Annotated in this window: 14 protein-coding genes; 7 read left to right on the forward strand and 7 right to left on the reverse strand. The window is 40.0% G+C overall.

Annotation, left to right across the window (positions count from 1 at the left end):
- Positions 1 to 298: 298 nt before the first annotated feature.
- Complete coding sequence (locus tag VB714_RS17300) at positions 299 to 4,117, forward strand: hypothetical protein (protein WP_323225890.1); 3,819 nt, start codon at positions 299 to 301, stop codon at positions 4,115 to 4,117.
- Between the two features lie 48 nt (positions 4,118 to 4,165).
- On the opposite strand, the gene VB714_RS17305 is transcribed toward VB714_RS17300, so the two are convergent.
- Positions 4,166 to 4,807 carry a Uma2 family endonuclease gene (locus VB714_RS17305; RefSeq protein WP_323225891.1) on the reverse strand — a complete coding sequence of 214 codons (642 nt, stop codon included), beginning with the start codon at positions 4,805 to 4,807 and terminating at the stop codon, positions 4,166 to 4,168.
- Between the two features lie 62 nt (positions 4,808 to 4,869).
- Between VB714_RS17305 and VB714_RS17310 the strand changes: the two genes are divergently transcribed.
- Both VB714_RS17310 and VB714_RS17315 read left to right on the forward strand, forming a co-directional pair.
- Positions 4,870 to 5,055, forward strand: coding sequence for a hypothetical protein (locus VB714_RS17310; protein WP_323225892.1), 186 nt, complete (start codon positions 4,870 to 4,872; stop codon positions 5,053 to 5,055).
- Positions 5,056 to 5,073: 18 nt separating this feature from the next.
- Complete coding sequence (locus VB714_RS17315; RefSeq protein ID WP_323225893.1) at positions 5,074 to 5,802, forward strand: ABC transporter ATP-binding protein; 729 nt, start codon at positions 5,074 to 5,076, stop codon at positions 5,800 to 5,802.
- A 13-nt stretch (positions 5,803 to 5,815) separates the two neighbouring features.
- On the opposite strand, the gene VB714_RS17320 is transcribed toward VB714_RS17315, so the two are convergent.
- From VB714_RS17320 to VB714_RS17335, 4 genes are all read right to left on the reverse strand, one after another.
- Positions 5,816 to 6,592 (reverse strand): sulfite exporter TauE/SafE family protein, encoded by a 777-nt coding sequence (locus tag VB714_RS17320; protein ID WP_323225894.1) that lies wholly within the window; start codon positions 6,590 to 6,592, stop codon positions 5,816 to 5,818.
- A gap of 156 nt (positions 6,593 to 6,748) precedes the next feature.
- Positions 6,749 to 7,291, reverse strand: a complete 543-nt coding sequence (locus VB714_RS17325; RefSeq protein ID WP_416309724.1) for a rhodanese-like domain-containing protein — start codon at positions 7,289 to 7,291, stop codon at positions 6,749 to 6,751.
- Positions 7,292 to 7,358: 67 nt separating this feature from the next.
- Positions 7,359 to 8,057, reverse strand: a complete 699-nt coding sequence (locus VB714_RS17330; protein ID WP_323225896.1) for an MBL fold metallo-hydrolase — start codon at positions 8,055 to 8,057, stop codon at positions 7,359 to 7,361.
- Positions 8,058 to 8,200: 143 nt separating this feature from the next.
- Positions 8,201 to 8,962: a sigma-70 family RNA polymerase sigma factor gene (locus tag VB714_RS17335; protein WP_323225897.1), complete on the reverse strand. Its 762-nt coding sequence runs from the start codon at positions 8,960 to 8,962 to the stop codon at positions 8,201 to 8,203.
- Positions 8,963 to 9,036: 74 nt separating this feature from the next.
- On the opposite strand from VB714_RS17335, the gene VB714_RS17340 reads away from it, so the two are divergent.
- From VB714_RS17340 to VB714_RS17350, 3 genes are all read left to right on the forward strand, one after another.
- Positions 9,037 to 9,159 carry a hypothetical protein gene (locus VB714_RS17340; protein WP_323225898.1) on the forward strand — a complete coding sequence of 41 codons (123 nt, stop codon included), beginning with the start codon at positions 9,037 to 9,039 and terminating at the stop codon, positions 9,157 to 9,159.
- A 69-nt stretch (positions 9,160 to 9,228) separates the two neighbouring features.
- Complete coding sequence (locus VB714_RS17345; protein WP_323225899.1) at positions 9,229 to 10,734, forward strand: AAA-like domain-containing protein; 1,506 nt, start codon at positions 9,229 to 9,231, stop codon at positions 10,732 to 10,734.
- Between the two features lie 39 nt (positions 10,735 to 10,773).
- A complete protein-coding gene (locus VB714_RS17350) occupies positions 10,774 to 12,537 on the forward strand; it encodes an AAA-like domain-containing protein (protein ID WP_323225900.1) in 1,764 nt (587 codons plus the stop codon).
- 55 nt (positions 12,538 to 12,592) lie between these two features.
- On the opposite strand, the gene VB714_RS17355 is transcribed toward VB714_RS17350, so the two are convergent.
- The gene (locus VB714_RS17355) at positions 12,593 to 12,820 is read right to left on the reverse strand and encodes a hypothetical protein (protein WP_323225901.1); all 228 of its coding nucleotides are present in this window, start codon (positions 12,818 to 12,820) and stop codon (positions 12,593 to 12,595) included.
- Between the two features lie 132 nt (positions 12,821 to 12,952).
- Here VB714_RS17355 and VB714_RS17360 point away from each other — a divergent pair, with 132 nt between their 5' ends.
- On the forward strand, positions 12,953 to 13,933 hold the full coding sequence (locus VB714_RS17360; RefSeq protein WP_323225903.1) for a hypothetical protein: 981 nt from the start codon (positions 12,953 to 12,955) through the stop codon (positions 13,931 to 13,933).
- On the opposite strand, the gene VB714_RS17365 is transcribed toward VB714_RS17360, so the two are convergent.
- Positions 13,914 to 14,285, reverse strand: coding sequence for a hypothetical protein (locus tag VB714_RS17365; RefSeq protein WP_323225904.1), 372 nt, complete (start codon positions 14,283 to 14,285; stop codon positions 13,914 to 13,916). The genes VB714_RS17360 and VB714_RS17365 overlap by 20 nt on opposite strands.
- Positions 14,286 to 14,683: the final 398 nt, after the last annotated feature.

The following is a 14,683-nucleotide window of genomic DNA, read 5'->3' on the forward strand; positions in this document are numbered from 1 at the left end:
CTTGCTAGTTATTGATTCGATCCCCCCCAGCCCCCCTTGATAAGGGGGGAGAATCCCAAAGTCCCCCTTTTTAAGGGGGGAGAATCCCAAAGTCCCCCTTTTTAAGGGGGATTTAGGGGGATCGAAACGTATCCTATTTGTAACTAGCAACTCGGGTTACTCTACAGATTTACATTTTGAGATGCACCCCAGTAAAAAAGTGCCGATCGCGGAATTGTCCCAATAGAGAGGAAATAATATTATCTTTTTCGAGTAAATTATAGACAGTGTAAAATATTGTTAATTATGAATTATTCCCATGTCCTCTAATATAAATCGCTTTTTATACTTGGAACTTACCGTTAGTGCCTCGCAACCCGAACTATTAGATGGTTTAGAATATTGGTTGCAATTAGGATTACTGGACGATGGCCAAGTCAAACAACTAAGTCAGCGCTATTTAACCTGTACTCTTCCCGAACCTATTCTCAAGGTCGAAAAACCAAAAATTGGCCAATCTTCAAACCAAGAGTTTGCCGAAGAAATTCCCATTTCAGTCCCTCGAAAAAGAAAACTTGTCGCGCAAAAAATTGCAACATCTCAACCTTCTGAAATCGAGAAAATTTTCCAATCTTTTAAAGATGAATTAAGTTTGCGCTGGCTATTTTTCCTCGGCATTTTTCTCGTTATTGTTTCTTCGGGAGTCATGGCTGCAACCCAATGGCAAGAAATCAATTCCATTGGACAATATGGTATTTTATATGTTTATACTTTAATCTTCGGTCTTTCTGGCTGGTGGACGGGGAAAAATGAGAAACTACAATTAACCTCTCAAACCTTAACTATTGTTGCATTATTACTCATTCCTATTAATTTTGTGGCGATGGATAGTTTTGGGCTATGGCGCAATTTGATGGGCTGGCCTGTTATTGCGATCGCGGCAATAAGTTTGAGTATTATGACCTTTCTATTTTCACGGAAAGCGATCGCGATCGAAGCATCTTTATTTTTAGGATTATGTTATTTGCATTGGGGATGGACTATCTCAAATATCCCTCTATTGGCGATTTATTTAGGCACAATTCCAACGGCTATTCTCTTACGAAGAAAGTTCTCTCAAGCCAAAAAACTCGATCTTTCGCGAGTCTTTTTTGTTCTTTTTGCCCTGACAATCTTGTTTGTTCGTGGCACAATTCTGGAACAATTACCCCTAGCACAATTAGGTTTAGCTATTGGTATTGGAGGCTGGATCTGTACAGAAATTGTTCCTTTCCTTAAGTCTTATACTATCCTTTCTAAAATCCTCGAAATTACTGGTATACTCCTAATCTTATTCGGATGGAAAGCAGGGATTTTTGTTGCCATTCCTTGGCAGTCTTTAGTAGTTAGTGGCTTAGGTTTTTGGTGCTTCTTGAAACGATTAAAGCAATATTGGCATGGGTTAGATTTATTGGCATTATTTGCGATCGGCGCACAAGGATTTGTTTTACTCACCCGCTTAATACCTCTAAAATCTTGGGACAATCTTTTTGGGCTTTTAACTAATCTCACGGGTTATGAAAATATTGTAAATTTGTTTATAATTAGTGCATCTTTTGGCTACAGTTTTATCTTTATCGGCTATACGAGAAAACTGTACCGACTCGATAAACCCAAACTCGCTTATTTTGGCGAAGGATTGGCACTTACATTAGGAAGTATAACCTGTTTATATGCTGCATTTATTCCTTCTTTACGATCGCTTTCTTTCCTATTCTGGGCAATTTCATTTCTCATGGTTGCCCATCGTGTTAAAGTGCGTCCCGTAGCAATCTATTTAGCACATCTTTCCGGGGCGATCGCAATTTTAGCAATTTTTCCGTGGTTATTTCCTCAATTTACAACTGAGAATTATGCAGTTATTTTCCTTATCTGGGCGATCGCGGAATGGATCGCCTTGATGGGATTAGAAAAAATTAAGATTTCAAACCTAACAAAAGTTGCAGTAAAACATCTTTCAATCTGGTCTTTAAGTTGTTGGCATTTAGGATTTATTGGGGCAATTGGCAGCTATTTTTGCTCGATTATTCCTGATACAAATTCTATTTTGCCAGAACCTTCTTTAGAATGGTTACTGATCCCCCTAACTTTAACTGTAGTCTCTCGAGTCAGTCCTCTTCGTAACCGAGAAGCCGTTTTTGCTAGTGCGATCGCGCTTTTCGCAGTTCAATTTTTACTCCTTAGAGACCCTTTTCCCAGATTAATTGGTTTGGGAGTCGCAACAGGATTAACGATCGCCCATACAGACTCTCTAAAACGCAAGGAAATTGCATTTGTAGGCATCGGTTATGGGTTAGGATTAGGAATAGCAATATTTTGGCAACAAGTACAAATTGCAGAATGGTTATTGATGGGTGCGATCGCCGTCGCATTCCTCTGGGGTGGCGATCGCTTCTTACAATCGCGATCGGGCAATCTCGCTAAAGTCTATCGAGAAGCCGCCGATATTTGGGCAATTATTCTCACAATAGCCCTATTAACCGGACTGACCACCGCGATCGCCGTCGGATACAGACAACCTCTATATATTCATTGGGCGCTTTTCATTGCACCTATAGTTTTAACAGGGGCGATCGCCTTTCGCAGCCAGTCAAAACTCACCGAGGAGATTGTTTGGGGAGTCGTCTGGGGGCTAGAATTAATCATCAGTAGCGGACTATTGTTAGTAAATGCCTCAATCTTAACTCTAGCTGCGGTTAATATACTGATTGGCTTCTGCATCGCAGTCGATCGCCTTGTAAACTTGCGATCGCCATTTACCTCACTCAATACATTTCGCCTTATTCCCCTATTTTATGCCGTTTTAGGGCTAGTTATGCGTGGAGAATACTTCACCCCATACACCGGATTTTTGACCCTTGGCGCGGCATTAACAGGGCTGGCGATCGCTATTCCCTGTCCCGGTTGGCAAGGACTCTCTTATCTCTCTCTGGCGGGGATTTCTGCGGGCTTATACGAACTCACAATTTACCAAATGTCCCAAGGATCGGGAGGGAGTCCCATCGATGGACTAACTATCCTAGCTGCGATCGCCGTCGTTATTGCTGTCAGTTATCGCAGTTTGGTCTTAATCTTACCACTTCGTAATAATAAGAAAACCTATAACTTGCGACGAAAAAATATTACAATAGTGGGAAATATACACTGGGCGATCGCAAACATCTTCATGCTATTCGCTTTAGGTTTGAGTCTTAATTCTCCCTCGCAATTGCGCCTTTTAGGAACAATAATTTGGGGAATTATTGCACTTTACGCCATTCTACAAGGACGCGGCTTAGACAAGCCCAAACGCAACGATTTATGGGTAATTTTAGGCGTTATTGCAGCAGGCATTCTCTCGGTTTATCTGCGTTTATTTTGGCCGGAATATAGGCTTGTTGGTGTTGCTGTTGTCCCGATAAACTGCGCGATCGCCTTAGCCCTTTATTCTCTCCCCTGGCATCGTTGGGGATGGCGCAAACAACCTTGGCAATATTGCGCGATCGCGGTGCCTATTATTGTCTTATTTGGACAAACTCCCTCTATTTCTACCCTAAATTTACTCACCGTAGCAGCCTTTTATATCCGAGTAGCACAACAGTCAAAAAATTGGCGTTGGACGTATTTTGCATTAGGGCTTTGTAATTGGGCGATCGCGCGGTTTTTTCAAGAGAATCACCTCCAAGACCCTCTTTGGTATGTTTCCCTGGCTAGTTTATCCATTATCTATATCTCTCAATTCGATCCCGCTTTACAGGACTCATCTCAATCCAAAAATCGCCATTTATTGCGCGTTATTGGGAGTAGTTTAACTTGTATTATTGCCCTAGTTTTGCATTCAGAAATGGGACTCGTACCCATTCTGATCGGATTATTGGCTATCTTGATTGGTTTAGGTGTAAAAGTGCGGGCATTTCTTTATGTAGGAACTATAACCTTTCTTTTTGCAACCTCCTATCAATTGATAGTTCTCATTTTTCACTATGCCTTTTTAAAATGGGCGATCGGTTTAGTTTCAGGTATCATTTTAATTATTGTTGCTGCAAACTTTGAACGCAGCCGCGATCGCGTTTCTTCAACCTTACAAAATTGGCTAACTCAATTGAACACTTGGGAGTAATGATTCTAGGTTAGGGACTCAAAACGATTGGCGATCGCCTCATTTTACTCATTGTTCATTAAATATCTCTCGAATTCTATTACGAAACAAACGAACTGCCGATCGCTGTCCAAGGAGATCGCTTTGTTCGATAAAATGAGGAATTTCTGCAATTGGTAAAAAGGGAAAAGCCAAACTTTCCTCCTGTTGTTGATAACTATTAGCAATTAAATGATAAACAAACAAAGTTCGTTGACTGTAGCGCCATAATTCAGGAATTCCCAAAGCGGCATAAATAGATTGTTTGTTAATTGATGAATGGGTATAATCTGATTCGATCGCTAAATCTGGAGGAGGATCGCGATCGAGATTAATTGTTCTTCCTCTGACTCTCGACTCATTTTGAATGTAAAAACAGGTATCTGGTTCGATAAAACTTCGTAAATCTTCTCGTTTTAAACTCCATGAACCCAACTGCATCACTTCTATCTCTAACTCATCTGCAATTCCTTCAATGAAACTTCCAAGGAGGATTTTGGGTTTTTCATGTTCTTGCAATGGCATTCTAAACTCTAAGACTCCTTCATTATAAGTTATTCGACAAGCCCGATCTTCGCCAATTTCTGCTAAAAGGGTTTTAAAAGTTTGCCATGTTACTCCCGATAAGGTTAAATGAGCATCTTTTTCTTTGGGTTGAGGGACTACAATCATATTTAATTTTCCTCCCTATCTCTTTAGTAGTTTTAAACTAACGTAGATTATAATTTGTTCTGGTGGAATTTGCTGCATTTGGGTTAAATAATTTCATGTTGCCTCAGCATCTTGATATAATCGAGATTTACTGGGAAAATCTCCCTCTCTCAAACCAAAGCCGCGATAGTCAATTAAAACAACCTAAAATAGGCGATCGCGAGAGAACCACCGTAAATTTTGAGAATTCGCTTCATACCCATCGTTAAAACTTGTTTTTGCTGTTAATGATTCAAAAGACTGCACTCACTCTTACTAATCTTACCTTTACTTATCCCGATCGCCCGGCGATCTGGCAAGATTTAAACCTCCAAATTCAACCAGGAGAAAGAGTCGGGGCGATCGGTCCCAATGGTGCAGGAAAAACCACTTTATTCTTATCCATTTGCGGCATTTTAGCCCCTCAAAACGGACAAATTGACTTATTTGGTCAATCTGTTAAAACCAAAGAATTTCGCCCAGAAATTGGCTTTGTCTTTCAAAACCCAGACGATCAGCTTTTTTGTGCTTCCGTGTGGGATGATGTGGCCTTTGGGGTAGAAAATATGGGTTTATCTCCCTCAGAAATTAAAATGCGCGTTCAAGAAGCATTGAACTTGACAGGAACTTTCCCACTCCGCGATCGCATTCCTCACGAACTATCGGGAGGGGAAAAATGTATGGTTGCGATCGCTTCCATCCTTGCGATGCGTCCCCAATTCATCCTCTATGATGAACCCAGCGCTAACCTCGATTTAAGCGCTCGCCGTCGTCTGATAAAATTTATTCAGCAGTCTCGAGAAACGATCTTAATTTCTTCCCACGATCTCGAATTAATCCTTGAGGTTTGCGATCGCATTTTCCTGCTCAATCAAGGTACAATTCTGGCAGATGGCAAACCCAAAGATATTTTAAGCGATCGCACTCTCATGGAAGCCAATGGGCTAGAAGTACCTTATTCTTTAATAGCAGATTAAACAATTATTAAAATCAATGTTTAACTAAAACGAGAACAGCAACAGCAAGCACAAAATAACCAAAACCTTTTTGTAAGTGTTTGGCCTCGATATTTTTGGTTAAATAGGCACCGGCGATCGTACCAAAACCAGCAGCAATAGTGAAAGATAACATCAATGTCCAATCTAGAATTGTTTGATCGATATATCCCCAAAAACCCGTCGCAGATTTCAACGCAATGATCAGCAAAGATGTCCCGATCGCCTCCTTCATGGGAATTCCTCCCAAGAGAACTAATGCGGGAATAACGGCAAATCCTCCCCCCACACCAACAAATCCAGTTAATACTCCTACTCCTAATCCTTCAAGAGGAATGGCTAACCATTTTGGCAATCCACGATGGGATTTTGAGGGCTGTTTTTGGCTATCTTCTTTGGGGGTTTTTCGACTTTGACTAATCATCAGAATACTTGCTATAATCATTACGACTCCAAAACAAACTAATTGGATAGTTTCCGTAATGAAAGGTAATGCCGCAAGACGAGCGCCAGAATAAGCTCCAAGCATAGCAGTAGGAGCAAATAAAGCAGCAATTTTTAAATTAACATTGCCTTGAAACCAATGAGGAATTGCACCAATTAAACTCACTGTTCCCACGATAAATAAGCTCATGGCGATCGCTTCTTTGATGCCGACTCCCATCACATAAACTAAAATTGGCACGGCCATAATTGAGCCACCACCGCCAATTAATCCCAAACTCAATCCAATCCCAACGGCCAAAATATAGCCGAAAATTAGAATAAACACGATCTTAATTTTCTTGAAAAGGTGAATTGTAAAGGTGATGTAGATTGGTTTTTAGGACTTACACAACTAGGGAGCGAGACGCTCCCACTACTGTATTCTATCGTTATAGTAGTGCGGGATATTGCGTAAGTTATATCTACAAAAAACTAGAGTTTCTTAAACTCGTTGATTATAGGGAAGTTTGGCGAGTAACATTGCCATTGCACAAGTATTGCTGACTCCGGCAAAGACTAAACCTGACCCGACAAAACCACTGAGGATCAAAAACCAAGGAGATATAAATGCTCCTAAAATTGTTCCCGTTACAACTAATGAACCCGCAACAATTTGCACTTGACGCATGAGACTAATAGGTGCATTTTTATTGATTTTTACGGGATAATTAGCAGATTTCCAAGCATTGAGTCCTCCTTGAAGTTCGTAAATTTCTGTCCAGCCTGCGGCTAATAACTGTTTCGCAGCTTGTTGGGAACGATTCTGACTTCGACAGTATAAAACGAGATTTTTTCCTTGTTCTTGGGGAATTTTAGCCGGATCGAAATTAGATAGAGAAACTCGTTTTGCCCCAGGAATATGTTCTCCAATATATTCAGAAGGTTCGCGCACATCCACTAGCGCGACTATATCTCGATCTAACCATTCTTGGAGTGTAAAAGGGGCGATTTCTTTAATTTGTTGGTTTGATTTTTCTTTGGCGATAATCACTGTTTTAGTCTCCTTTTGTTTGCAGTACAAAGCGGTAAAAATAAAGGCAATTAAGATGAATTTAAGCAGCAGAATTGATTTGCCCGCAGCGTTCGTTAGCAGGAACGGCTTCCATCATCTTTTTGGGGTTGGCAAGATTTAAACTCTTCATAAAGGCAATAAAATCATGGCGATCGCGTCCGACAAAACGAGGATTAAACCGCTTTTCTTCTCCGATCGCAGACATGGTTTGCCCGCGATAGTCGTGACCGGGATAGACGAGGGTTTCCTCTGGTAAAGTAAATAACCGTTGCGTGACGGCATCATAAAGTATCCCTGCATCGCCGCTTTGAAAATCAGTACGCCCGCACCCTCGAATAAACAGAGCATCTCCGGTTAAAACCCGATCGCCATGGACGAGATAGGCCATATGGCTGTCGGTATGTCCAGGGGTGGCGATCGCTTCGATCGCAATGGTCCCCAGTTGCAGAATTTCTCCATCTTTTATCTGTCGATCCGCACAAACTGCATGGGCATTTTCTGGGACGATCCCCTGACACCCAGTAAGTTCTCGCAGTTTTCCGGTTCCGGTGATGTGGTCGGCATGAATATGGGTTTCTAAGCCATAGCGTAGAACTAGCCCCAATTCCTCAATCAGTTTGAGATCGCGATCGACCTGTTCCAAGACGGGATCGACAAGGGCTGCATCTCCTGTCCCGCGATCGGCGATGAGATAAGTATAGGTATAGGTTTCCGAGTCAAAGAGTTGACGAAATAGCATTTTTCTCCCTCTGAGTTTGTAGTGGGGTTCTTTGTTTCAATATATCACCATATAAGAATATTGTCATCAAAAAAAATGAATCTTTACCTTTCGGGACTGACCCATTGAAATACTAGCGGGCAAGATACCCGCACCATAACGATTCACGCCACTTGCAATAATCTTTCTAGCTGTTGAATGCCGCGATCGACATAACGGGTCACTGTCATGGGACTGATACCAATTTTTTTAGCGGCTTCCTTACGGGTCAAATTTTTGAGAAAGACCAACTCGAGGGCAGTTTGCGTCTTCTCCTCCAACTGGTCGATCGCATTCATTAATTGCGAGCATTCTTCTCGTTGCTCTCGATGAAAGGTAATATTAACATCAGCTAACGTATCCGCCAAAGTAATGTTCGAGTCTACCTGCCGCGTTACCGTGGCATCTAAACTGAGCAATAAGCGATTTTTGACTGCCATTTTGCACTCTCGCCATTCTTGCAGAGATACCCCGAGAGATGCAGCAATTTCGCTATCTTCGGGAATGCGTCCCAGTTCCGTCCGCAATTGTTTGCTAACTTTCTGCGATCGCCCGTGGAGTTCTTGCCAACGACGGGGAATTTTGATAATTGTCCCCTTATCTCGTAAATAATGCAGGATTTCGCCGCGAACGTAAGGCAGTGCAAAAGAACTAAAAGCTCGGCCTTGTTTGGGATCGAAGCGATCGATCGCCCGGATCAAGCCCAAATATCCCGTTTGCTCCAAATCTTCATAGGGTTCGTTACACTGACGACAGAGTTGATGAGCCACTTTACGGACGAGGCCGCTATTTAACTCAATCAATTCATTTCGCAAGTTTAGGGAGCGATCGCGGGAGTAGGCGACCAATAGTTCAATATCGCGAGTTCGCAGGGCAGAATGTGTCATTACTCAAATTACATTGGCTAGTAAGTATAAGCACCTAATTGTTGGAAATTGCTCCAAAATGAGTGCATCTACTTATGACTCTCCCGTTCATTGTGGAAATTTTGCGCCCTTTCCACCATCGTTGTTATACGGAAATCTCAGAGGGCGATGGCGATCGCCTCCGCAAAAATACCGATCTTGACCTAGCAAAAGTTTAGTAAGCATCGGCTGTAGTTCCAAGTTGCTAGAATTGTGTGAGAGTGAATTGTTTTATCAGTTTAGCTTCTATGAGTAAAGGAAAAACCCATACATTTGGGGACAGTCGCCGATCGCAAGTCTGGCAATTTATTGAAGTCCTCCATCGTCAAGCGATCGCGGTAGAAAAGGGAGACTCTCTCAGCGCCGATATTCACATTAAAACTTTTAACTGGGGTCAAAATGGCGATCGTCCTTGGTTGCACGTAGAAACTACTCTCGACGCGATCGCCAAACTGACTTCTCCTCGGCTGAATCGAGATATAGTGAGAGCAATTCATAACTTTTATCTCCCTAAATTTTTAGGGATTTTAAGCGATCGACGTTTGCGAGAACGAGGTCGAGGATCGGAAAAATGGCAGTTTTCCTTGCAACTTTGGCATATTGATTTAGTTGAAAATAAACGACAATTTGAGCTTGTTTGGGAAGAACATAAATTAGGCAAACTTGCAACTATTGAAGAGATTGAAGAGGGCGATCGCCCTCTTCTCGAACAAGATAAAATAAGATTGGCCGAATATGATAACCTTGAACTTAGTGCAAGTTCTCCTTTCTATATCAATCGTCTTTTCATTGAACAAAAATGTCGCCAAACGCTTCTACAACCGGGTTCTTTGTTGCGAATTAAAGCACCGCAACAGATGGGGAAAACTACATTAATAACCCAAGTTATCAACAATATCGTTCGAGAAAAAAACTATAGAGTTGCTATTATTAGTTTTAAATTAGCCGATCGCTTGAGTACAACCTCTTTAGATCGTCTCTTACGCTGGTTATGTGCCAATATTAGCCAGCAATTAAGATTATCTCTAAAATTCCAAGAGATTTGGGATGAAGAAATTTTAGGGAGTAAAGTAAGCTGTACTAATTATTTTTCTTCTTGTTTTTTAAAGTCAGAGGAAACACCTTTAATTTTATGTTTAGATGATATCGATTTATTATTCCCTCATACTGAACTCTATCGGGATTTTTTCCCTTTATTACGCTTTTGGCACGAAAAATCTCGCAGTCAATCTATCTGGCAAAGATTGAGATTAATCGTTGTTCATTCCACGGACATTTATATTAAACTCAATATTAATGAATCTCCCTTTATTGTTGGCGTACCGATTGAAATTCCAGAATTAACATCAGAACAAGTTAAAGAATGGATCTATAAACAAGGATTACAATGGAACGATCGCCAGATTGAACAACTCATCGATTTAGTTGGAGGATTTCCTAACTTAATTGATTTGGCGATCGCCCATTTTCAAATACACCGCGATCGCGATTTTACAGAGTTTTTAGAAATGGCGGTAACAGATTCAGGGATTTATCGCAATCTACTGCGAGAGAAATTATCAATTCTTAAAGAAAAAATGGAACTCCTTCACACAATAAAAACTATTCTCAGCAGTCAAGAAGGAATAAAAATAGATCCCTTATTATCTTATCAGTTACAGAGTTTAGGTTTAATTCAATATTATAATGGAAAAGTAAAAATGAGTTGTAAATTGTATCATCTCTATTTTAAATATTATCTTGGAGAACTGTAGATTTTCATTTTTGATCGCGTAACACACTTTTTATGAACAATGAAAAACAAACATAATTATCTAGAAAAGTTTCCTTATAAAGTAGGGGGAAGTCTCGACTTCGATCACCCTGCTTATATTGTGCGATCGGCAGATTTTGAGATTTATAATGCCCTTAAAGTAGGCGAGTATTGTTATATTCTCAATGCCCGACAAACCGGAAAATCAAGCCTTAGAGTCCGCACCAAATCTAAATTAGAACAATTAAATATAAAATGCGGTGAAATCGATCTCACGGGAATAATTGGCCAAAACAGTTCGCCTCAACAAGTTTATGCTGGGATTGTACAGGAACTAATTAATAATTTTAGTTTAGATGTGAATTGTGCGACTTGGTGGCGCGATCGCCGCGAAATTTCTCCGATTCAGTGCTTTAGCGAGTTTATTGATAAAATTATTTTAGCCCGGCATTCTGAGCATTTTGTTATTTTTATTGATGAAATCGATCGCTTATTAAATTCGCCAGTTTCTGCGAGGGACTTTTTAGCCTTAATTCGCTATTTTTATGATAAACGTACCAGTTATTCCTCTTATAAACGCCTAACTTTTGCACTTTTGGGAGTTGCTGCACCCTCAGAATTGATGGGTAATAATCTCTCCACACCTTTTAATATTGGTCGGGCGATCGCGTTAAATGGTTTACAATTGCACGAAGCGCTACCGTTAGCAACCGGATTAAGAGAAATAACCAACAATCCTCAAATTGTCCTCAAACAGATTCTCCATTGGACAGGAGGACAGCCATTTCTTACCCAAAAACTTTGTCAATTAGCGATCGCATCTCCCGCATATATTTCCGAGGGAAAAGAAGAAGAATTTATCGCAGAATTAGTGCGATCGCGCATTCTCGAAAATTGGGAAACTCAAGACGATCCCCAACATTTACGAACCATCCGCGATCGCCTGCTGGAAAGTCAAAACTCGACCCGAATTTTAACAGTATATCGGCGTATTTTACGTCGAGGGGCGATCGCAGTAGACAAAAGCACAGAACAGATAGAATTGCGCCTAGCAGGGGTCGCGATCGAACAGCAAAGAGAATTACAAGTTTACAATCGTATCTATGTCAATATCTTCAATCTGCATTGGCTCAAAACAGCGATCGCTACCCCTTCATTATTACAAATCCTCAGTCGCTGGCGTTGGTTATTCTCGTTTTTATTGGCGATCGTAGGATTTCGTTATTGGTTTCCCAGACTGCATATTGAACTAAACGATCGCGGGGTTTCCTCTTATCTTGCTAAACGCTATAGGTTAGCGGGTTTATACTATCAATGCGCTCTTTTCTTAAATCCCAATTATCGCAAGGTTCGCTACAATTTAGGATCGCTTTATGAAGAGTGGAATCAAAGTGAAAAAGCCCAAAAAGAATATTATTTAGCAATTCAAGGCGGTGTAACTGAAGCATACAATAATTTAGCGCGATTGTATCTGTTAGAAAAACGATACCTAGAGGCGATCGCCTTACTGAAAGAGGGATTGCAAAAATCAGAAGCGCAAACCGATGCAGTAGTACGCTATGCCTTTTTAAAGAACTTAGGTTGGGCTTTATTCAAAGAAGGTGAATCTGTGCAAGCAGAAGAGTATTTACGAGAGGCGATCGCCTTAATGACCACTCGCGCACCTAGTTATGGGTTACTCGCGCAAGTCCTAGAAGCACAAGGAAGAAAAGAGGAAGCGCAAGTAATTTGGGGACAATTTTTAGAACTTGCACCTCGAGATCCGAGTCCCGAGGTGCAAGCATGGACGCTGGTTGCACCTTAAATTTGAGGAAGGAGAAAAAGTTCCATCTTTCTCCTGAACCTCTGTTACAATCGAGTTAGCTATTTGATTTGGGAGGAACGGTTTGCCCTTCTTCCTTTTCGTCTTCTTTCTGGACTGTCAGCAATTGTGGGTTAGACGATTGCATGACACAATGATGACCCGGATAAGTGTCTTCATTTTGGTTTTGGACGATCGCGATCGAGATTTGAATCGTAACTTGGATAGAAGCGATCGCGACCAACACGGGAAAGATTCGCATGAGATTATTGATTGAACTCAACAATTTGCATTCTCAAAGGGTGCAGACTGGTGTTAGACTGAGACTGGCCTGATATTGATCTCTTTTTTGATCGCTCTCTGTCTGAGTTCCCAAATACAAATATTTACCAGATTTCCGCAGGTATTTATGTGAATTATGTCTAGAACTCTAAAAGTATCTCCAGAATGTATAAAGCAAGTTAAATTCTCGTTACCAAGGCATAACTATTCTACTGTTCAGGAACTTGCAGAAGACTCACAAATTGCGCGATCGACTGTTAGCAATTTTTTGAATGGAAAACCAGTACTAACTCGCAATTTTTTGGAGTTATGTCATTTTTTGGATTTGGACTCGGAACAAATTTCTGGATTAAAAATCAAGGAAAATAAGCAACAAGATTATTCTATAAATGCTCAGAATATCGATAGTATTAAGCGTCAAAGTAATATAACAATTATTCAATTATCCATCGTTCTCGATACTCAAGATGAAGTAGCAATATCTAAGCTCCCAGAAATTCTCAAGCAGATTAAAGAAATTTCAGGAGATACTTCCATGAATATAGAAAATATAGAAAAAGGTAGTATAGTTCTTAAGATATCAGGTTCTAAAACAGGTTGTGAACGTCTTAATAATTTATTCAGATCGGGACAATTAACAGAATTGTTGGGAATAGAAATATTAGATTTAGCCTTGGAATTACCAGAAAAAAATTTAATACAACTCGGTCAATGGTTGCAAAATCAATTTATAGAAGCAGAAAAGGCACAGTGGGTTACTATAAACGAAATTTTTGGAACTCAACAGTTTGCATTTAGAAATAATGGAAGTCCAAGAGCGAAACAAGTTAAACTCGGCGAGAAAATCATTAATTTAATTCTTAATGTTGAAGACTTAGAAGAGGAAATTAGCATTATATTTGGAATTTATCCTAATCGCCAAGAGCCACTCCCTCAAAATCTTAACGTTGTTGTTTTTGGTGAAAATGAGCAAATTTTAATCGAAATTCCCCTAGCAAACTATCCGAATGGTGTTGTTCAAGAATTATTTTTTGACCCTGGAGAGGCGTTTCACATTGAAATGACTCTAGATAATCAAGTTTATCTAGAGTCATTTATTATTGAAAGAGTGTTCTAAAAGCTATACCCAACACACTTAAAGTAGTTCCCAAGAGAGTGATGATTAAAGAAGGAACTAAATATCCAACTTTAGTATCGATTTTAGTTAATTTTTCTTCGATATTATCAACCTTATCTTTTGTTGGAGTATTATTCTCTAGGCGCTCTAAACGACCATTAATATTATTAAAATTGCCACCATGACGTTCTAGTGTGACTTTGACATCATTAAGTTCCTTTGTTATATTACCTAGCTTATCATCCAGTTTATCCAGCTTGTTTTCAAACTTATTCTCAAACTTTTCAAATCTTTCATGCAGAAACTTTATTAAATTTTCAGTTTGTGCATCTTTTTCTTTTACAGTTTCCATTTTATTGAAACCTCTTAACTAAAATTTAGTCAGAACTTTTTTTAAAGTTCGTATCCCATTATGTTACCCAGTCTATTAAAATTAACAACTTTAGTTTATATCGAACTCTGTATAGCAATCCTAATTGAGATGTGAGGGTAGCGTAGGCTGAAGCCCCTACCATTACTCCCTACCATTACTGGATGTTTACAAATCAAATGAACCTACTATAGTTCTATTACAGTCTGAGAGTTACTGCGATAAAAATAAGTTAAACCTCGTTTACGACCGTTTTCATAAGTAAGTTGTAACTGAGTTGTGTTTTTGCGAGTAAGTTATAACTTACTTGTGACCGGTAAAGAAGGCAAAGCCTTATGATTAATTTGCAAAACAAAGCTGAAATATTCATTTGATGGGAG

The sequence above is a fragment of the Spirulina sp. 06S082 genome, assembly GCF_034932145.1.
GTDB lineage: Bacteria > Cyanobacteriota > Cyanobacteriia > Cyanobacteriales > Spirulinaceae > CCY15215.

Coding starts and splice junctions, on each gene's coding strand:
- VB714_RS17350 (WP_323225900.1), top strand. CDS start 10,774: ATGAAAAACAAACATAATTATCTAGAAAAGTTTCCTTATAAAGTAGGG.
- VB714_RS17335 (WP_323225897.1), bottom strand. CDS start 8,962: ATGACACATTCTGCCCTGCGAACTCGCGATATTGAACTATTGGTCGCC.
- VB714_RS17360 (WP_323225903.1), top strand. CDS start 12,953: ATGTCTAGAACTCTAAAAGTATCTCCAGAATGTATAAAGCAAGTTAAA.
- VB714_RS17305 (WP_323225891.1), bottom strand. CDS start 4,807: ATGATTGTAGTCCCTCAACCCAAAGAAAAAGATGCTCATTTAACCTTA.
- VB714_RS17345 (WP_323225899.1), top strand. CDS start 9,229: ATGAGTAAAGGAAAAACCCATACATTTGGGGACAGTCGCCGATCGCAA.
- VB714_RS17365 (WP_323225904.1), bottom strand. CDS start 14,285: ATGGAAACTGTAAAAGAAAAAGATGCACAAACTGAAAATTTAATAAAG.
- VB714_RS17315 (WP_323225893.1), top strand. CDS start 5,074: ATGATTCAAAAGACTGCACTCACTCTTACTAATCTTACCTTTACTTAT.
- VB714_RS17340 (WP_323225898.1), top strand. CDS start 9,037: ATGACTCTCCCGTTCATTGTGGAAATTTTGCGCCCTTTCCACCATCGT.
- VB714_RS17300 (WP_323225890.1), top strand. CDS start 299: ATGTCCTCTAATATAAATCGCTTTTTATACTTGGAACTTACCGTTAGT.
- VB714_RS17330 (WP_323225896.1), bottom strand. CDS start 8,057: ATGCTATTTCGTCAACTCTTTGACTCGGAAACCTATACCTATACTTAT.